This window comes from Caballeronia sp. GAWG1-5s-s (assembly GCF_023631445.1).
Lineage (GTDB): Bacteria > Pseudomonadota > Gammaproteobacteria > Burkholderiales > Burkholderiaceae > Caballeronia.
Genome location: NZ_JALQDC010000003.1, coordinates 557,913 through 577,121, shown reverse-complemented (window position 1 = coordinate 577,121; position 19,209 = coordinate 557,913). Strand labels below are relative to the sequence as shown.

The 19,209-nt window shown below is 66.4% G+C and carries 16 protein-coding genes; 8 read left to right on the top strand and 8 right to left on the bottom strand.

The window, feature by feature from the left end; all coding sequences use genetic code 11:
• The first annotated feature begins 40 nt into the window (after window positions 1-40).
• The gene (locus NCR34_RS05155; RefSeq protein ID WP_175939901.1) at window positions 41-904 is read left to right on the top strand and encodes a sulfurtransferase; all 864 of its coding nucleotides are present in this window, start codon (window positions 41-43) and stop codon (window positions 902-904) included.
• Between the two features lie 10 nt (window positions 905-914).
• Window positions 915-1,787 carry a tRNA glutamyl-Q(34) synthetase GluQRS gene (gluQRS, locus tag NCR34_RS05150; protein WP_248321752.1) on the top strand — a complete coding sequence of 291 codons (873 nt, stop codon included), beginning with the start codon at window positions 915-917 and terminating at the stop codon, window positions 1,785-1,787.
• Between the two features lie 52 nt (window positions 1,788-1,839).
• Here the strand turns inward: gluQRS and NCR34_RS05145 are convergent, their stop codons facing one another.
• The 4 genes from NCR34_RS05145 to purT all read right to left on the bottom strand — a co-directional run bounded on the left by NCR34_RS05145 (window position 1,840) and on the right by purT (window position 5,572).
• Window positions 1,840-3,321 (bottom strand): DEAD/DEAH box helicase, encoded by a 1,482-nt coding sequence (locus NCR34_RS05145; RefSeq protein WP_248321751.1) that lies wholly within the window; start codon window positions 3,319-3,321, stop codon window positions 1,840-1,842.
• Window positions 3,322-3,757: 436 nt separating this feature from the next.
• Window positions 3,758-4,123, bottom strand: a complete 366-nt coding sequence (locus NCR34_RS05140; RefSeq protein WP_248321749.1) for an MliC family protein — start codon at window positions 4,121-4,123, stop codon at window positions 3,758-3,760.
• A gap of 38 nt (window positions 4,124-4,161) precedes the next feature.
• Window positions 4,162-4,332 (bottom strand): DUF6726 family protein, encoded by a 171-nt coding sequence (locus NCR34_RS05135; RefSeq protein WP_175939897.1) that lies wholly within the window; start codon window positions 4,330-4,332, stop codon window positions 4,162-4,164.
• Between the two features lie 31 nt (window positions 4,333-4,363).
• Window positions 4,364-5,572, bottom strand: coding sequence for a formate-dependent phosphoribosylglycinamide formyltransferase (purT, locus tag NCR34_RS05130; RefSeq protein WP_248322270.1), 1,209 nt, complete (start codon window positions 5,570-5,572; stop codon window positions 4,364-4,366).
• A gap of 320 nt (window positions 5,573-5,892) precedes the next feature.
• On the opposite strand from purT, the gene NCR34_RS05125 reads away from it, so the two are divergent.
• Together NCR34_RS05125 and NCR34_RS05120 are read left to right on the top strand one after the other, a co-directional pair.
• Entirely contained in the window at window positions 5,893-6,453 is a 561-nt protein-coding gene (locus NCR34_RS05125) for an META domain-containing protein (protein ID WP_371747388.1), read from the top strand.
• Window positions 6,454-6,670: 217 nt separating this feature from the next.
• Window positions 6,671-11,395: a DNA translocase FtsK gene (locus NCR34_RS05120; protein ID WP_248321745.1), complete on the top strand. Its 4,725-nt coding sequence runs from the start codon at window positions 6,671-6,673 to the stop codon at window positions 11,393-11,395.
• A 17-nt stretch (window positions 11,396-11,412) separates the two neighbouring features.
• Here the strand turns inward: NCR34_RS05120 and NCR34_RS05115 are convergent, their stop codons facing one another.
• The 3 genes from NCR34_RS05115 to NCR34_RS05105 form a co-directional block, all read right to left on the bottom strand.
• Window positions 11,413-12,468: a transporter gene (locus NCR34_RS05115; protein ID WP_248321744.1), complete on the bottom strand. Its 1,056-nt coding sequence runs from the start codon at window positions 12,466-12,468 to the stop codon at window positions 11,413-11,415.
• A 103-nt stretch (window positions 12,469-12,571) separates the two neighbouring features.
• On the bottom strand, window positions 12,572-13,093 hold the full coding sequence (locus NCR34_RS05110) for an antimicrobial peptide resistance and lipid A acylation PagP (protein ID WP_248321743.1): 522 nt from the start codon (window positions 13,091-13,093) through the stop codon (window positions 12,572-12,574).
• Window positions 13,094-13,231: 138 nt separating this feature from the next.
• Window positions 13,232-14,560: a lactonase family protein gene (locus tag NCR34_RS05105; RefSeq protein ID WP_371747387.1), complete on the bottom strand. Its 1,329-nt coding sequence runs from the start codon at window positions 14,558-14,560 to the stop codon at window positions 13,232-13,234.
• A gap of 179 nt (window positions 14,561-14,739) precedes the next feature.
• On the opposite strand from NCR34_RS05105, the gene NCR34_RS05100 reads away from it, so the two are divergent.
• A complete protein-coding gene (locus NCR34_RS05100; protein ID WP_175939891.1) occupies window positions 14,740-14,892 on the top strand; it encodes a DUF3096 domain-containing protein in 153 nt (50 codons plus the stop codon).
• A 139-nt stretch (window positions 14,893-15,031) separates the two neighbouring features.
• On the opposite strand, the gene NCR34_RS05095 is transcribed toward NCR34_RS05100, so the two are convergent.
• Window positions 15,032-15,280 carry a hypothetical protein gene (locus tag NCR34_RS05095; protein WP_175939890.1) on the bottom strand — a complete coding sequence of 83 codons (249 nt, stop codon included), beginning with the start codon at window positions 15,278-15,280 and terminating at the stop codon, window positions 15,032-15,034.
• Here NCR34_RS05095 and NCR34_RS05090 point away from each other — a divergent pair.
• The 3 genes from NCR34_RS05090 to NCR34_RS05080 all read left to right on the top strand — a co-directional run bounded on the left by NCR34_RS05090 (window position 15,279) and on the right by NCR34_RS05080 (window position 19,128).
• A complete protein-coding gene (locus tag NCR34_RS05090) occupies window positions 15,279-15,434 on the top strand; it encodes a hypothetical protein (RefSeq protein WP_248321742.1) in 156 nt (51 codons plus the stop codon). The genes NCR34_RS05095 and NCR34_RS05090 overlap by 2 nt on opposite strands.
• Window positions 15,435-15,642: 208 nt before the next feature.
• Window positions 15,643-17,511 (top strand): glycoside hydrolase family 15 protein, encoded by a 1,869-nt coding sequence (locus NCR34_RS05085; RefSeq protein WP_248321740.1) that lies wholly within the window; start codon window positions 15,643-15,645, stop codon window positions 17,509-17,511.
• Between the two features lie 345 nt (window positions 17,512-17,856).
• The gene (locus tag NCR34_RS05080) at window positions 17,857-19,128 is read left to right on the top strand and encodes a polyhydroxyalkanoate depolymerase (RefSeq protein ID WP_248321738.1); all 1,272 of its coding nucleotides are present in this window, start codon (window positions 17,857-17,859) and stop codon (window positions 19,126-19,128) included.
• The last annotated feature ends 81 nt before the right edge of the window (window positions 19,129-19,209 follow it).

Below are 19,209 nucleotides of genomic sequence, written 5' to 3'. Positions count from 1 at the left end.
CGCCTGGTCCCGTTTCGACATGTTTCACCCGTATCCGATCATGAGCATACTGAATCTCTCCGCCTACAAATTCGTCACCATCGAGGACGGCGCCGCGTGGCGGCCGCTCGTCACCGAACGCTGCAATGCGCTCGGCCTCAAGGGCACGATCCTGCTTGCGCCGGAGGGCATCAATCTGTTCATCGCGGGGCCGGTTGCGCAAGTGCGCGAGTTCATCGACTACATTCGGACGGACGCCCTCTTCGGCGGCCGTTTCGCCGATCTGCAGTTCAAGGAGAGCTTCTCCGAGACGCAGCCGTTTCGCCGCATGCTGGTCAGGCTCAAGCGCGAAATCATCACGATGAAAAAGCCCGCGATCAAGCCGGAACTCGGCCGAGCGCCGTCCGTCGATGCGCCCACGCTCAAAGCCTGGCTCGACCGCGGTCACGACGACGCCGGCCGCCCCGTCGTGATGCTCGACACGCGCAATGCGTTCGAAGTGGATGTCGGCACGTTCGAGAACGCGCTCGACTATCGCATCACGAAGTTCAGCGAGTTCCCCGAGGTAATCGAGCAGAACCGCGCCGACCTGGAAGGCAAGACCGTGGTGTCCTTCTGCACCGGCGGGATTCGCTGTGAGAAAGCCGCGATCCACATGAAGGAAGTGGGCATCGAGCATGTTTATCAGCTCGAAGGCGGCATTCTGAAATACTTCGAGCAAGTGGGCGGCGCGCATTACACCGGCGACTGCTTCGTGTTCGACTACCGCACCGCGCTCGATCCGAACCTCCAACCGACGGCAACCGCGCAGTGCTTCGGCTGCCGCGCGGTGGTGAGCGTCGAAGACCAGAAATCGCCGTACTACAAGCCAGGCGAGACGTGCCCCGCGTGCCACCCGGACGCGAAGGTCGGCCAGGCGGCTTAAGCCTCGCTACATGATTTATCGCGGCCGCTTCGCGCCTTCGCCGACAGGCCCGCTCCACGCGGGATCGCTCGTCAGCGCGCTCGCGAGTTTTCTGGATGCCCGCGCGCACGGCGGAACGTGGATCGTGCGAATCGAGGACGTCGATTCGCCGCGCACGGTCCCCGGCGCGGCCGACGACATTCTCGCGACGCTCGCCCGTTTCGGCATGCATTCCGACGAGCCGCCCGTCTGGCAGAGCCGGCGCGACGACGCGTACGCTCGCGCCTTCGCGCAGTTGCAAGCCGACGGCCTCGTCTATCCATGCGGATGCACACGGCGCGAGATCGCCGATTCCCTCGTGCACGCCCACGCGCGTCACGCGACGCTCGCGTATCCCGGCACGTGCCGCAGCGGGCTGAACGGCCGCGCCGCGCGCGCGTGGCGGCTGCGCGTGCCGGACGGCGACGCGGCGCGCGTCACGTTCGTTGATCGCTGGCAAGGGCCGCAGTCGCAAGATCTCGCCACCGAGGTCGGCGATTTTGCCCTGAAGCGCGCGGACGGCTTGTGGGCGTATCAACTGGCGGTCGTGGTCGATGACGCCGACGCAGGCATCACGCACGTCGTGCGCGGCGCGGATCTGCTCGATTCGACCGCCCGGCAAATCTACCTTCAGCGGTGTCTCGGCGTGCCGACGCCCGCCTATCTGCACGTGCCGGTCGTCAACAATGACATCGGCGAGAAACTCAGCAAACAGACCGGCGCGACGCCGCTCGACACCACCGCTCCGCTTGACGCGCTCATACAGGCAGCGCGGCATCTCGGAATCGATGCAGCGACCGCGTGCTCGCTGGATGCGTTCTACGCCCGGGCCATCGCCGACTGGGCGAAGCGATTCGTGCGGTAAAACGAAAAACGGCAGCCGTGAAGGGCTGCCGTTCCGATGGACGCGCGCAGGCTCAGGACGTCTTGCGCGGCATGCCGAGTCCGCCGAGGAGCGCCGCCAGCGGCTGCTTCGAAACACTCTTGCGCTCGGGCTCGACGGTTTCCTCTTGACGCTTCATCGCCGAGGGCGACGGTTCGTATGGCTTCAGGAAGAACTCGTCCACCGGCTGCTGACGCCCACGCGGCCGGTCGTATGCGCTCGACGTGCGGCGGCGCGAACCCGATTCGTCGCGCGCGCCATGCCGATGCTCCGAGCGCTCGCCGCGCGCCGGCCGCTCGTCGCGGCGGGATGCGTCGCGCCGCATCGGCGTGGCGACTTGCAGCGTCTCGACTTCGAGCGGACGCTTGATCAGCTTTTCGATGTCGGCCAGCTGCTTGCGCTCGTTCGGGCTGCACAGCGACAGCGCGTCGCCCGAAGCGCCCGCGCGCCCCGTCCGGCCGATGCGGTGCACGTAATCTTCCGCGTTGAACGGCAGATCGAAGTTGATGACCGCCGGCAGTTCGGCGATGTCGAGACCGCGTGCCGCGACGTCCGTGGCCACGAGCGCCTCGATCTCGCCGCGCTTGAACGCGTCGAGCGCCTGCATGCGCTCGCTCTGCGAACGGTCGCCGTGAATCGCGGTCGCCACGATGCCGTCGCGCTCCAGCACGCGCGCGAGCCGGCTCGCGCCGATCTTGCTGTTGCAGAACACGATCACCTGCTTGAGCCCGCGCTCGCGAATGATCTGCGCGACGGCGCCCGACTTGTCGCTCTCGTGGACTTCGTAGACGATCTGGCGGACGTTGGTCGCGGTCGAGTTGCTGCGCGCGACTTCGATGGTCTGCGGATTACGCAGATACGTCGCCGCCAGCTTCTTGATTTCCGGCGAAAACGTGGCCGAAAAAAGCAGCGTTTGCCGCTCCTTCGGCAGCAGATTCAGGATGCGTTGCAGGTCGGGCAGGAAGCCCATGTCCAGCATGCGGTCGGCTTCGTCGAGCACGAGCATCTGCACCTGGCCGAGATTGAGCGTCTTTTGCTGCACGTGGTCGAGCAGGCGGCCCGGCGTCGCGATGAGAATCTCGACGCCGCGACGCAGTGCCTCGGACTGCGGGTTCATGTCGACGCCGCCGAACACGACCGTGCTGCGCAGCGGCGTGTGCTTCGAATACGTCTGCACGTTCGCGGCGACCTGATCGGCGAGTTCGCGCGTCGGCGTGAGCATGAGCGCGCGCACCGGATGCCGCGCAGGCGATGCGCTGGTGTTGGCGTTCGGCAGCAGGCGCTGGATGATCGGCAGCGAGAAGCTCGCCGTCTTGCCGGTGCCGGTTTGAGCCGCGCCCATCACGTCGCGGCCCGAGAGCACGACGGGAATGGCTTTCGCCTGAATCGGCGTGGGCGTCGTGTAGCCCGACTCGCGCACCGCCTTGAGGATCTCGGGGGACAAGCCGAACTGGTCGAACGTCGGTGCGGCCGTGGCTTCTTCGGTGGACGTGTTCGGGGCGACGGAATCAGACATGGTGACTATGTTGGCTTTCGCTATAAAACCGCTGATGCGGCGCGCGTGAACGATCGTTGAATCCGACTCGGCGTTGCACGCGTGTTTCGGTGGCGCGGAACGACCCGCGACGCAATCTGTTAGGGGTTGCACGCTTCTCGTGCGCATGATGCGTGCCTTGGCGCGCGACTGGACAGGCTGCCGGACATCGGGCATCGGCGGCGCGGCTTGTTTCGCACGCTCCTTCGACGCACACCCGAATGGAACACGGCTTCGATGACGCTTTAGCGTCACCGGGCGCTGCGGCCGCGCGCGCCACCCGCTGCACAGCGGTTGCCCGGGCGCTGGGAAGGTCCGCTGGAAACCGCCGCCCTCTCACTGCGGGAAAGCCGCACATTGTAGCACCGCCTGTCGAAGGCTTCGGGCGCTCGTCCCGAGGGCGCGCGCTTGCATCCGGCTACTTCCCGCGCGCCTGACAGTCCGCCAGCAGCGGCGGCGAATCCTTGGCGGCCATCTCGTCGTACAGGTTCGCTTGCGGGCCCTTGGTCCACCAGACATATTGGTCGGCGGCGTATTTCGCGCCCGAACCGGCGATCACGTTCACGAACAGGAGCTTGCGCCCGTCCACGGTCAACGCCGCGAAGCTCTGGCGGTTGCGCGTGGTCGTGTACTGCACGGTGATGCTCTTGCCGTCGCGGCAGTCGTAGCGCGTGGATTGCGTCGATGCCGTCTGAATTTGCGGAACCGTCAGCGGCATGGCCCGCGCCGATTGCACGGCCAGCGCCATCGGCAACGCGATCGAGAGTGCGAGAAGCTTGTTCATCGTCCTGTTTTTCGGTGTTTGATATTGCTGCACGCCGGTCAGGGATCGATCACGTCGGCGCACGCATCGGTGGGCGCGGCCGCGACGTGACCGACGACCGGCACGATCTTCAGGCCCGCGGATGCAATGCGGCACGGAGCGGCGGCAAGGCCGCAGCCCGACAGCCCCACGCATGCCGCGACGAGCGCGGCGAGAACCAAGCGTTTCACTGGAATGCTCCTGTTTGTCGCACGGCGGCCTTCACTTGATGGAAACCGGACGCACCTTCGATGCCGCGAGCTTCGCCCGATCGCGCGCCTCGTCCGTATCGACGCCCGTCGCCACCGCCACGCCCATGCGCCGCTTCACGAAGCTCTCCGGCTTGCCGAACAGCCGCACATCCGCGCCCGGCACGGCGAGCGCCTCGCGCACGCCTTCGAAGGCAATGCCCGCTTCGTCCAGACCGCCGTAAATGACCGCCGACGCGCCCGGCGTGCTCAACGACGGGTCCACGGGCAGCCCGAGAATCGCGCGGGCGTGGAGCTCGAATTCGGAGAAACGCTGCGTCGCGAGCGTGACGAGGCCGGTGTCGTGCGGACGCGGGCTCACCTCGGAGAACCACACGTCATCGCCGCGCACGAACAGTTCCACGCCGAAAAGGCCGCGCCCGCCGAGCGCCGTCGTCACCTTCTCGGCGACCTCGCGGGCTTTTTCCAGCGCGGCCGCGCTCATCGGCTGCGGCTGCCAGGATTCCACGTAATCGCCCGCCACCTGAACGTGCCCGATCGGCTCGCAGAAGTAAGTCTGCGTTTCGCCGCTCGCCGGGTCCGCCGCGCGCACGGTGAGCTGCGTGATTTCGTATTCGAAGTCGATGAAGCCTTCCACGATCACGCGGCCGTGATTGACGCGCCCGCCGGCCATCGCGTACTGCCATGCCGGCTCCACGTCCGCCTCGCTGCGCAGCACGGACTGCCCCTTGCCCGACGACGACATGACCGGCTTCACGACGCACGGAAAACCGATGGTCGCGATCGCCGCTTTCATCTCGTCGAGCGATTGCGCGAACGCATAGGGCGAGGTCGGCAAGCCGAGCGTTTCGGCGGCCAACCGGCGAATGCCTTCGCGATTCATCGTGAGCTGGGTGGCCCGCGCGGTCGGAATGACGGTCGCGCTGCCCGACGCCTCGATGTCCGCGAGCGCGTCAGTGGCGATGGCCTCGATCTCGGGCACGATCAGATGCGGCTTCTCGCGTTCCACGAGCGCGCGCAGCGCGGCGGGATCGGTCATGTCGATGACATGCGCGCGGTGCGCGACCTGATGCCCCGGCGCGTTCGCGTAACGATCGACCGCGATGACTTCGACGCCGAGCCTCTGTAGCGCAATGATCACTTCCTTGCCCAGCTCGCCCGCTCCGAGAAGCATGACGCGCGTGGCGCCCGGGGAAAGCGGCGTGCCGATGCGCACGGCCATATCGTGCGGTGCGTTCTGGTCGGCTGAGTCGGTCTGCATGCGTGCTCCGGAAGCGTTTCGGTTGTGCGTCGGCAACGAGTCTCTTCGATAACTCGAACGCCGATTATCACGATTCGGCGGGGATGTTAACACGCAGCGCAGCCGCCGACTGCTATGCCATTCGGCCTATTGACAACGCATATGGACTCGCGTCCGCGCCGCGAATTCCCGCGTGCGTCGATGGTCCGCCGCATGACAAATGATTTGTTGCATCTCGATGCTAGACAAACGATACGACGCCTGCGGTACCCTTACGGCTTTCGCCAGCCCTGGAATTTTCGATGTCTTCGCATTTTCGCCGCGCTTTATCCTCACGCGCGATGCCGCGTCCGCTGGCCATCCTTGCGCCTTGCGCCGGCGTCGCTGTTTTGATGGCAAGCCTCGTGAGCGGGTGCGCCATGCCGAAGCACTCGGACGCGAGCGCGCCGCCCACCGATCCTTACAACCCGGCCGCGACTCAATTGCTCGACGACACGCATTGGGAACTGACCAGCTGGACCGAGGCGAACGGCCAGCCGCGCGCCGTGCCGAGTCGCGCCGCGGGCAGTCAGCCGATCACGCTCGATCTGTCCACGGAGAGCGGCCGTCGCCGGGCGAGCGGCTTTTCAGGCTGCAATCGCTACACCGGCCCGTACGTCCTCAAGGACGGCAAGTTGAGCTTCGGTCCGCTCGCCGGCACGCGCATGGCGTGTCCATCGAGCGTCGGCGGCGCTCTGGAGCAGCCTTATCTCGACGCGCTCGCTCATGTCGCGAAGAGCGGCGTGCAGATGAATCCGCCGCAATCGCTTCAGTTGACGCTCGACAACGGCGGCGTACTGACGTTCGCGCAGCGCGCTGAATGACACGCGGCCGCGTCGCGCTCGCGCGGCGCATGACAGGCTAAGTGTTGCTGACTGTTGCGCGCTTGCGCCATGCGCGTCCGGTTCAGCCCGCAACCGTTAAACTGCTCAGTCGATACGCCCGGCCAGTGCGCGACACACGCACGTTGCCCCCGTTACCGTTACGCGACCGGGCAGCCGTCTCTCACCCGTCTCATCCAACCTTGGTTCGATCCTTAGCATGCACACGGTAGTTCTCGGCTGGTTCGGTGCATCAGTCGTCTGGTTTCTCGCTCTCTTGTGGCGCGTCGTCAAATCGGTGCTTCCGGGCGGCGCGGGGCTGCGCGGTCCCGGCACGATCCGCCTGTGGCTCGGCTTCTTCACCGTCCTGCTGTCGAGCGCGACGCTGGAAGGCGCGCTCGCCGGCGCGCTCGAAGCACAGGAAAATGTCAATCGCGCCGGCCGCGCGCTCGCGGGGGCGCTCGCCGGCCTTGCGCATGCGCCGGGGGCCATCGCCATCGCGGCAGCGGTGTTTGCGATCAGCCTGCCGTGGCTCGTCGAATTCAGTTGGCGCTCGGTGCTCGCCTGGGCCGACGAAGCGTTCGGCTTCGGCCTTCCGCAAAGCTGGCTGACGCCGCGCGAGCCGTCCGAACGCGAGTCGCGCACTCGCGAGCCCGAGCGTGCCAAGTCGGGGCCGAAGTCCACGTCAAGGCGCAGCGCGCAGGCGAGCGCGAAGCCGACCGGCATGCGTTGGCGCGAGCGCCGCCCGCGCGAGACGACGACTGCGGATGCGCCGTTGCGAGGCATCGGCGGCGAGCGTTTCGATGCCACGGTCTCTCGCGCCTCGCACGACGAGCCGACGCTCGGCATGCCCACCGGGCAACGCAGCGGACGCTATCAGCGGCCGACGCCGTGGCGTCCGCCACCGACGGCGGGGCGCGTCGTGAAGGGCGCGGAGGCATCGGCGGCGGGCATCGCGGCGACGGCGGAGGCGTATTCGCGCCGCCCCGCGTTCGAGCGCGCCGGCACGCCGGTGTCCACGTTTGTCGAGCCGGTCGCGCCCGACGGATGGCTCAATTCCCTGTCGACGGCAGCGGCGGCGCTCGGCTCGACGGCTTCGCGTGCCACCTTGCCGTCGGGCTCGCCTGCCCGCAGCGAGGCGGGCGCGGCGGCTTCGCTGCGTTCTTCAGCTTCTTCCACGGGTTCTGCTTCTTTTGCGTCCGCCCGGGCGCCGCAGCGGCCGATGTCCACGCAGACCACGCCGGCACGCGCCGCAATGTCCGGCAACGGCCCGGCTTCCACGCCGAGAAATAGCGCCCCGGCGCGCAACCCGGCTTCGTCGTCCGCGGCGACGTCGACGCAGACATCGCGTGGCCCGGTGAGGCGCCCGTTGCCCACAGAGATGACAGGCGATGGACGCTCGTCGGCTTTCGCGCCGCCCGCGTTCTCGCGTCCGCCTTCGCCGCCTGTGCCGCCGCCCGCGCCCGACGCCATTCAGGCGACGCTGCGTTCCATCGAGGAGAAAGCGGCGCTCTGGACGTCGCTGGCAGGGGCGAGTCTCGCCCGCCATCACGAGGCGCAGGCGTCGCCGTCGACCGATGCGGCGTCGCTGGTTTCGGATGGCGCGGTGAGCGCGAGCGCGTTAAGGGACGGCGTTTCGGGCGACCGTGAGCCGCTCGGGTTGCGCGCTTCACCGGATTCTCTGTCTGACACGCGCGCCACGGCTGCACGGGTCGAAGAAGCGGCCTCGTCCAGCTTGCCGGTTCGACGCGAAGCAAGCGTGGAAGCGCCCTTTGCGCCACCGACCGATGCGACGCAATTCGCGGCACCGCAAACGCCGCAACACGAGTCCGCGAGCGAGGTCGAGGCGGCGCCGGCAATCCCAGACGCCGGTGCACGCGCCCAGCGCGAACTGAGCGCAACAACGCCTTCGATGCCGTCGCCGATCTCCGACGAGGCGTCGACCGAACCGATCACCACGACCGAAGCGCCGTTGGCAACCTCGGACGCTGGCGAAGAACCGCCCGCTATCGCGGAAACGCCCGCATTCGTTCCGCAATCAGCAGTCGACACGCGCGCCGGCTTTCAGACAGCCGAGAATAACGGACGCCTGACTGACGGCGACGCATCACGGGCTGACGAGTCGCCGGCCGACGCGCTGGAGCAAGCGACCGCATCTTCGTCGCTCGCTGAGGCGCCCGCATCGCACGAAGTCGTCCACGCGTCTGCCAGCGCTGTGAAAGCGCAAGGCGCGTCGACCGAGCCGGCGCCTTCGATGGCATCGCAATCGCCGAGGCCTATTTCAGAAGCGTCCACGACGACGGCGGTCGGGCATGGCGCAGAACCGCCCGCCGACTCGCCAAGCATGGACCCGGCGGTAACATTGCCGGCGCACATCGTCCCTGACGCACCGGCCACTCTCCAAACAAGCTCCGATGCGGAACGTGAGCCGCACGCGCCGTCATGGAAAGTGTCCACGGCGACTGCGGTCGGGCGTGGCGCAGAACCACACGCCGGCGTGCCAAGCATGGAACCGGCGGCAACATCGCCGGCGCACATCGTCCCTGACACACCGGGGACGCCCGAAGCACACTCCGATGCGGAACGTGAGCCGCACGCGCCGTCATGGAAAGCGTCCACGGCGACCACTGTCGGGCGTGGCGCGCAACCACCCGCCGACGCGCCAAGCGTGGAATCGGCGGCAACATCGCCGGCGCACATCATCCCCGACGCACCGGCCACTCTCCAAGCAAGCTCCGATGCCGAACGTGAGCCGCACGCGCCGTCATGGAAAGCGTCCACGGCGACCACCGTCGGGCACGGCGCAGAACCACCCGCCGACGCGCCACGCATCGAACCGGCGGCAACATTGCCGGCGCACATCGTTCCTGAGCCACCGGCCACGCTTGAAGCACGCTCCGATGCCGACCGTGATCCTCACGCGCCGTCATGGCTGATGCGCGAACCGCTGGCCGACGAGCCCGCGCATCCGGGGATGGACGCGATCGCCACCGCAGCTACCGCAGCCGCCGCGTCGAACGGCGCGCAGGAGTCTGTCCGGCGACTAGCAAGCGCACAGGACTTCGCCCCCTCTTCCGGCGTCGACGTCTCGCGAGACGCCCGGCCGATGCCTGCGAGCCCGCCACCGCTAGAAAAGCGCGAAGAGTCGCCCTTCGAACCGGACACTGCGCCGGATCGACCAGACTATCCGTTCGATTCGGCGCCCATCCTGCCGCCGCCGCTGCCCCGCGCGCTGTCCGAGCCGAGCGAGCCGCAGCCGTCGTTCGACGAGCCACCGCCCTGGCTCGATCACGAGCCGCAGACGTTGTCCGCGTTGCCCGTGCCGCCCGCGCCCGCGTTCACCGCGCCATCCACGCGCGCAACCTCCATCGACGAACCGCGCCCCGCCGCCGCTCCCGAGCCGCGTCAGCCGCTGCGCGGCTTCACGCCGACCGAGTTCGAATTCCACGCGCCGCAAGCGTCGGCCGTCGAGTTGCCGACGCTAGATCTCCTCGAACCCGCGTCCGACGAAGTCGAGCCCGTGTCCGAGGAACGCCTCGCCGATACCGGCCAACTCATCGAGCAGCGCCTGCAGGAGTTCAAGGTGCCGGTGACGGTGGTGGGCGCGTCGGCGGGTCCGGTCATCACGCGCTTCGAAGTGGAACCGGCGCTCGGCGTGCGCGGCAGCCAGATCGTCGGGCTGATGAAAGACCTGTCGCGCGGGCTCGGGCTCACGTCGATCCGCGTCGTCGAAACGATTCCCGGCAAGACCTGCATGGGCCTGGAGTTGCCGAACGCGCGGCGGCAGATGATCCGCCTGTCGGAGATTCTCGAAGACGACGTGTATCGCGCGTCGAAGTCGAACCTGACGATCGCGATGGGCAAGGACATCGTCGGCAATCCGGTCGTCACCGATCTCGCGAAGGCGCCGCACATGCTCGTCGCGGGCACGACCGGCTCGGGCAAGTCCGTCGCCATCAACGCAATGATCCTTTCGCTGCTCTTCAAGGCGAAGCCCGAGGACGTGCGCCTCATCATGATCGACCCGAAGATGCTGGAGCTGTCCGTCTACGAGGGCATTCCGCATCTGCTCGCGCCGGTCGTCACCGACATGAAGCTCGCCTCCAACGCGCTCAACTGGTGCGTCGGCGAAATGGAGAAGCGCTATCGGCTGATGTCGGCCGTGGGCGTGCGCAACCTGCAAGGCTTCAATCAGAAGGTGCGCAACACCGAAGCCGCGGGCAAGAAGCTCACGAACCCGTTCTCGTTGACGCCCGACGCGCCGGAGCCGCTCTCGACGCTGCCGCTGATCGTCGTCGTGATCGACGAGCTCGCGGATCTGATGATGGTCGCCGGCAAGCAGATCGAGCAATTGATCGCGCGCCTCGCGCAGAAGGCGCGCGCCGCCGGCATCCACCTGATTCTCGCCACGCAGCGGCCGTCGGTGGATGTCATCACCGGGCTCATCAAGGCGAACATTCCGACGCGCGTGGCGTTCCAGGTCTCCTCGAAGATCGATTCGCGCACGATTCTCGATCAGATGGGCGCCGAATCGCTGCTTGGCGCGGGCGACATGCTGTTCCTGCCGCCCGGCACCGGCTATCCGCAACGCGTGCACGGCGCGTTCGTCGCGGACGACGAAGTACATCGCGTGGTCGAATATCTGAAGCAGTTCGGCGAGCCGGAGTACGAAGAAGGCATCCTCTCCGGTCCGACGCCGGAAGGCGGCTCGCAGGATCTCTTTGGCGAAACGCCCGATGCGGAAGCCGATCCGCTCTACGACGAAGCCGTCGCGTTCGTCGTGCGCACGCGGCGCGCGTCGATTTCGTCGGTGCAACGGCAGTTGCGCATCGGCTATAACCGCGCCGCGCGTCTCGTCGAGCAGATGGAATCGGCCGGGCTCGTCTCGCCGATGGGCAGCAACGGCAATCGCGAAGTGCTCGCGCCGCCCGGCCCGGCCGACTGAGCCATCAGCTCAGCGCCTCACCACACGCGCAGCTTGCGCAGCAGGAAGATCGTGATGGCGGCGCAGCCCGCCATCACGCCGATCACGATCCAGAACGACGCCGGATCGTGCGTGCCCGGCAAGCCCGCCACGTTCATGCCGAAGATGCCCGTGAGAAGCGTCGCGGGCATCAAGAGCGCGGACATGATCGCGAGCCACAGCAGCTTGCGGTTGATGTCCTCGGAGAGCAGCGCCGCGATTTCATCCTGCAAGAGTTTCGCGCGTTCATAGAGTCCTTCCAGCCCCGCACCCAGGCCGTTGAGCACCTGAATGGCCTGCACGAGCGCCTCCATGGAACGCGGCTCGGCCCACTCCAGACGACGCGTGACGAGCTGCGTCAGCGCATTGCGCTCGGGATCGATGAAGCGCTTCACCTCCACGAGCCTGCGCCGCACGTCGCCGAGATGCGCGCGCCAGTTCCCCTGACCGTTTTCGAGCACGCCCTCCTCCACGTCGTCGAGCCGGTCGCCGATATCGTCGATGCGATCGACGAAGGTCTCGTTCAGCGCGCGGATCAGGCCCGCGAAAAGGTCGACGGTATCGCGGAACGTCGCGCCTTCGAGCACGGCGTGGCGCAGACGGTCGGTCGATTGCAGCGGACGCGCCCGCACGGTAATCATGCGGTGGCGGTCGACGTAAAAGCGCAGCGCGCTCGTCGCCCGATTGGCCTCGCGCACGCCCGGCGAGGCCGCATCCGGCGCGGCCGCGACGAGTTCGAGGTCCGCCACCACGCCGTACACGAAGTTCGCGCCCATGTGCACGCGCGGCCGCTTGTCCTCGCCGTTCAGGAATTCTCGCGCGACGTCCGGCATCGACGTGACGCCTTCGAGCCAGCTTTCCACGGTGTCGTCGTTGGCCGAAAGATGCAGCCACGTGAAGCCGTCGCCCGCGACGGCCCGGCGCGCCTCGTCCCACGAGAGCCGCAACGCGTCGCCGCCCGCAAAGTCGAACGCGCTGATGAATCCCGGCGGCGCCGGCTGGTCGTGACCGGCGCGCGCGCGCTCGGCCGGGTCTTGCGTACGGGTCGTATCCAATGTTGCTTCCCTGCTGTTACCTTACGAATTATCGGGACACCTTTCGATTCCCGATACGATGCAACTCCACGCCCGCACAAAAGCGGGCCGCCCGGCCATCGTACTAGAACTCGTAGCGTCCCCAGAAGAAGGCGACGTCGCCGTCGTTCAGGCCGGGCAGGCGCGGAATGAACGTGCCCATCAGCGACGCGCGCTTGTAGCGGATCGAGCCGATGGGCAACGCGAGCGGCAACGGGAAATAGTGCGCGACGTCCGAGCGCGCGGTGAGGCCGGCGAAGAAGCCGCCGCCCGCCTGCAAGCCGCCCAGCACCGGCTTCGTGAACCACTGCCGCGCATAGCCGCCTATCGGCTGGAAGTTGTGGTGAGAGTCCGAGAACCCGAACGCGAACAGGATGTCTTCGTGGCCGTTCGCGTCGGTCCAGTGCTTGCCCGCGCCGCCGCCCCACGACCACGGATTCAGCTCGCTGCGGTTGTGATAACCGTCGATGTGCCAGCCGTAGCCCGTGACGTAGAGATCCCACGTGCCGTCGCGCGCGACGCGCATCACGCGCTCACACGCCGACGACATCCAGTCGCGCTTGAAATCGCATTGCCCTTCGTCGGCGCGCGCGGCGAGAGAACTCATCGCGCACGCGCTCAGCAACGAAACCGTGACCGCCCTGACCGCTATTTTTCTTGTCATCGTCGATGGACTGCGTATCGCTGTGAAGGTAAGACGCCGGGGCGCCGCGCGTCAAACGCCGCGCGGCGCTTCGTCATGAGCTCACGAAGGCGAAACGAACTTGAAATCGACCGGCGAGCCGATCGACAACTGCTTGGGATCGGACGCGAGTTCGCCCGTCGCCGGATCGCGGCGGAAGAAGTACGCGCTGTCGCTCTCCTGATTGCCGACGACGAGCCAGCGTCCGCTCGGATCGATGGCGAATTCGCGCGGCGTCTTGCCGAGCGTCGGATAGCGTTTGAGCAGCTTCAGATGCCCGTTGGCCGGATCGACGGCGAATGCCACGAGCTGATTCGCGTCGCCGCGATTCGTCGCGTAGAGAAAGCGCCCGTCCTGCGACAGGTGCAGCGCGCCCCCGCCGATCTTGCCTTTGAAGCCGGGCGCGGTCATCGGCACGGACTGCGTTTCCGTGAGCTTGCCGTCGGCGTAGTCGAAGACAAGGACCGATGCGTTCAGTTCGGTCGTCAGATAGGCGTGCTTGCCGCTCGCGTTGAAAACCAGATGGCGCGGGCCGGAGCCCGGTTTGATCGGCGTGTAGCGCGACTCGGTCGGGCCGAACAGACCGCGGCTGCCGTCCGGCGTGTAGCGATAGCCGAACACCTTGTCGACGCCCAGGTCCTGCGCGAAAAGATACTTGCCGTCGGGCGAGAAGACAGTCGAATGCACGTGCGAGTTGTCCTGCCGTCCTTTGACCGGGCCGCTGCCTTCGTGATGCACGGTCAGCACCGACGTGCCGACGTGTCCATCGGCGGAAAGCGGAAACACCGCGAAGCTGCCGCCCGGATTCGCCGCGACCGAATAGTTGGCCGTGAGCAAGTACTTACCGTCGGGCGAGATGGCGAGATAGCACGGATCGTTGCCGTCCGCCGACACGCGGTTCAGAAAGCTCAACTGCCCGCTCGCGCGATCGAAGCGAAACGCGCTGACGCCGCCGCGCTGCGACGCCGGGCCATTGTCGCCCGGCAATTCGTTCACCGCGTAGACATAGTTTCGATCGCGGCTGACGACGAGATACGACGGATTCACCGTCTGCGCCGATGCAATGCGCGTGAGCTCGCCATTGCCCGCATCGAAACGATAAACATAGATGCCTTCGCTTTTCCCGCTGCCCGTGTACGTGCCGATGAGCAGGTCGAACACGTCTCCTGAGTTTCCCGTTGCAGCGCCGGTTGCGCTACTGCTCGCGGCGGTCGCCGGCGGCGTCGCGTTGCCGGCCGTCTGCGCGAACGATTGCGCGGCGGCAAGTGAGAGCATCAGCGCCACGCCTTTGGCCCAGCGCGCCGGCTTCGCGCGGGCGGGCCATGCGCGCAAGAGCGGGCGCGGCGCTTGCAACGGCGCACGCATCGGGGCGCAGGAACGGCTCGGTTGCATGAGACCTCCTCATCGACTGTTTGCTGCGTGTTATGGATATCACGCGCCCAGGCGTCGCGTGACCGGCGTGACTGGCGTGCGTGGGCAGCAAATTGCGGACCGCTCGCGCGAAGCCTGGGTCGATGCGTCGCGCGTTCCGTCCAGCCACAGCACTCTAACCAACAAAAGGAGCTGATGCGATGAACATCCACGTAAGCCTCGGGCCGCTCGTTTCGCTGATCGCGGGCATCCTCATCCTCGTCATGCCGCGCCTGCTCAACTTCATCGTGGCGATCTACCTGATCGTCATCGGGCTGATCGGACTATTCGGCATGGGCACGACACACTTGTGACGGCGATGCGCGCTCGCGGTTCCGCGCGCCGAGCGCAGAACGCAAAAGGCGCACGCGCGGATCGGGCCGCAAACGTGCGCAGGGTGTGATGGATGACGGAAGGTGCCGCGCTTCGAAAGCGCGCGGCTGGCGACGGCGTTCAGCCGTTCGCAAGCTGATCCAGACGCAGACGCCCTTGCAGCGACAGCGCCCCGACCGACAGCCCGCTCATATCGAAGCTGTAGCGGCTGAAACAGCCTCGTTCGGTGAGAAAAGCGGCAGCCGTGTCCATCGCGTTGCGGGAGAGGCCGAGGCGCTTGTGATCGAGAGGAAGCAGGTTGTCGCTGTCGCGCACGCGGCTCGCAGCGGAAAGAATGGCGATGCAGTCTGCTTTCGACGGATTGAGCATGGTGATGGTTTCCTCGAAACGCAAAGCAACGAATGATGCCGGCCGCCCCGGCAAGCCGACTGGGGAAAACGAAGCCGAAGGCGCAGTGATGCGCATCGCGGTTACGTTTAGCTTCCATTCTAAACATCAGCCGAAACGCGTGACAACGGTTTAATCGGCGCTTCAGTAGCGCTTTTCCGCCAACGCGCGCGGCGCGCGGTCGCAGGACGGGCCGGCAGCCACGGCACGCGCCCGGTTTTCTGCTTGCGCCAAGCGAATGCGGCAGAATGCGACCACATGAACGGCCCGTCGTTCCGGCTTGCCGCCCGAGCGTGGCCACCCGTCGACCGCGGCGCGTCGCCGCCAGCACAACCACGCTCACTATGCCCGCTCTGATTGAAGACTACGCCATGATCGGCGATGGCCATACCGCCGCCCTGGTCTCCCGCGACGGCTCCGTCGACTGGCTTTGCTGGCCGCGCTTCGATTCGGGCGCGTGCTTCGCCGCGCTGCTCGGCACGCCCGAGCATGGCCGATGGCTGCTCGCGCCGTCGATGCCGGACGGCGAGGCGCCGGTCGTGCGCCGCCGCTATCGCGACGACACGCTCATTCTGGAGACGGACTTCGAAACGCCGCAGGGCGCGGTGACGGTGGTCGATTTCATGCCGTCGCGCAATGGTCATTCGGAACTGGTGCGCATCGTGATCGGACGGCGCGGCGTCGTGCGCATGAAGATGGAACTCGTGCTGCGCTTCGATTACGGGTCGGTGGTGCCGTGGGTCAGTCGCCTGCCGAACGACAGCGGCATCCGCGCGATCGCGGGGCCGGACCTCGCGGTGCTGCGCACGCCGGTGGAACTGGTCGGCGAGAACATGCGCACGACCGCTTGCTTCGACGTCACCGAAGGCGAGCGCGTGCCCTTCTCGCTCTGCTATTCGCAGTCGCATCTGCGCTTGCCGCCCGCCCACGATCCGCACACGCAACTCGCGCGCACCGAGAATCACTGGCGCGAATGGTCCGGCAAGAGCCAGGTCTCGGGCCGCTGGGCGGGCGCCATCCGCCGCTCGCTCATCACGCTGAAGGCGCTGGCTTACGAGCCGACAGGCGGCATCGTGGCCGCGCCGACGACCTCGCTGCCCGAACAGCTCGGCGGCGCGCGCAACTGGGACTACCGCTACTGCTGGCTGCGGGACGCCACCATTACGCTGCTCGCGCTGATGCGCGGCGGCTACTACGACGAGGCCCGCGCCTGGCGCGCGTGGCTCGGCCGCGCGATGGCCGGCGCGCCGTCGCAGGTGCAGATCATGTACGGCATCGCGGGCGAGCGCCGGCTCGCCGAATGGGAGATTCCGTGGCTGCCGGGCTACGAGGGATCGCAACCGGTGCGCGTGGGTAACGGCGCGGTCGAGCAGTTGCAGCTCGACGTGTACGGCGAAGTGATGAACGCGCTGCATCTCGCGCGCGTCGGCGGCCTGCAAAGCGACGAAACCGCGTGGTCCGTCCAGTGCACGATGCTCCAGCATCTCGATACGGTCTGGGATCAGCCGGACGAAGGCATCTGGGAAGTGCGCGGCGGCCGTCAGCACTTCACGTTCTCGAAGGTCATGACGTGGGTCGCGTACGACAGGGCCATCCGTTCGGCCGAACAGTTCGCGCTGGCAGGACCGGTCGACCATTGGCGGGACATGCGCGCGCGCATTCACGCGGACGTCTGCGAAAAAGGCTGGAATCCGACGTTGAACGCGTTCACGCAGGTCTATCACGGCGACGCGCTCGACGCGAGCCTGCTCCTCATACCGCTGCTCGGCTTTTTGCCGCCGGACGATCCCCGTGTGACCGCCACCGTACATGCGATCGAGACCAACCTGACGCACGATGGTCTCGTGAAGCGCTATCACACGACGGAAACGGCGGACGGCCTACCGCCCGGAGAAGGCACGTTTCTGGCTTGTAGCTTCTGGCTGGTGGACAACCTGGCGTTGCAGGGCCGGATCGACGAAGCGCACGCGATGTTCGAGCGTCTCGTCGGTCTCGCGAACGACGTCGGGCTGCTCGCCGAGGAATACGACACGGTGGCGAAGCGCATGGTCGGCAATTTCCCGCAGGCGTTTACGCACGTCGCGCTGGTGCATACAGGGATGAACCTGATGAAGCACGAGCAGGCGATGGCGCATGCGACCGGCCAGCCATCCGACGCGCACAGAAGCGCCGCCGGAAAAGAGCCTGCGGTCGGCATGACCGAAGACTCCTGAGAAACGACGAGCCTCGGTGCATTTGAGGCTAGAATGGTGCAATGCACAACGATCAAGCTGTTGCGGGAAAACCAGCAACTTTGACCGGTCGATTGTGTTCTGCAAACGTTAGGCGGAAACTGTTGCCTGGTATGAAAATTCTGCGACGCTGGTCGTTAATGTAGAGAACCAAGGCTACAGCCCGGCGACGAAGCGCGAAGACGCGCTTCGCGCAAGATACAGCAGCCCCGCGGCGCGGTTCAGCCGCACGGCGGGGATTTTTCGATTGCCGTTGGGTCAGCTTGCCGGCCGAATTGCCGGGACCAACGGGCATTACCGGTTCGTACCGAAGTCATTGGGGCCACCATGCTCTACCAAATCCACGAATTTCAGCGGGCCATGTTGTCTCCTCTCACGGCATGGGCCCAGGCCGCCTCGAAGTCGTTCGTGAATCCGGCCAGCCCCCTCGCCTACGTTCCCGGCTCCACGCGTCTCGCGGCCGGCTATGAACTGCTCTACCGGCTCGGGAAGGACTACGAGAAACCGGAGTTCAACATTCACCAGATCGTCAAGGACGGCCACAACATTCCGATCGTCGAACAGACGGTGATCGAGAAGCCGTTCTGCCGGCTCTTGCGCTTCAAACGGTTCGCCGATGACAGCGCGACCGTGACGAAGCTCAAGGACGAGCCGATCGTGCTGGTGTGCGCGCCGCTCTCCGGGCATCACTCGACGCTTCTGCGCGACACGGTCCGCACGCTGTTGCAGGACCACAAGGTCTACATCACCGACTGGCTCGATGCGCGCATGGTGCCGGTGGAAAACGGCGCGTTCCATCTGGACGATTACGTCGAATATATTCAGGAGTTCATCCGTCACATCGGCGCGAAAGATCTGCATGTGATCTCGGTGTGTCAGCCGACCGTGCCCGTGCTCGCCGCCATTTCGCTGATGGCGAGCCGCGGCGAGGACACGCCGCGCACGATGACCATGATGGGCGGCCCGATCGACGCGCGACGCAGCCCGACATCGGTGAACTCGCTCGCGAGCGAGCACTCGTACGAATGGTTCGAGAACAACGTCATCTACACGGTGCCGGCGAATTATCCGGGCGTGGGCCGCAAGGTGTATCCGGGCTTCCTGCAACATGCGGGCTTCGTCGCGATGAATCCCGAACGCCATCTCACGGCCCATTGGGACTTCTATCAAAACCTGCTGCGCGGGGACGACGACGATGCCGAACAGCATCGCCGCTTTTATGACGAGTACAACGCCGTGCTCGACATGGCCGCCGAGTATTACCTCGAAACCATCCGCATCGTGTTCCAGGAGTTTCGTCTGGCCGAAGGCACGTGGGACGTGAACGGCGAGCGCGTGCGCCCGCAGGACATCACGCAGACGGCGCTCTTCACCATTGAAGGCGAGCTCGACGATATCTCCGGCGACGGCCAGACGCGCGCCGCGCACGACCTCTGCACAGGCCTTTCGCAGAAGGACAAGCGCCATTTCACTGCGGAAAAGGCCGGCCACTACGGCATATTCTCGGGCCGGCGCTGGCGCACGATGGTGTATCCGCAATTGCGCGAGTTCATTCTCGAACACGACAAGTCGCCGAAGAAAGAAGCGGTCCCTGCGTAAGTCGATTTATCGCGGCGCAGTGCTTCAACCTGCGCTTCGGTACCGATTCCACTCGCAAAAGAAAAACGTCGCGCCCTTTGC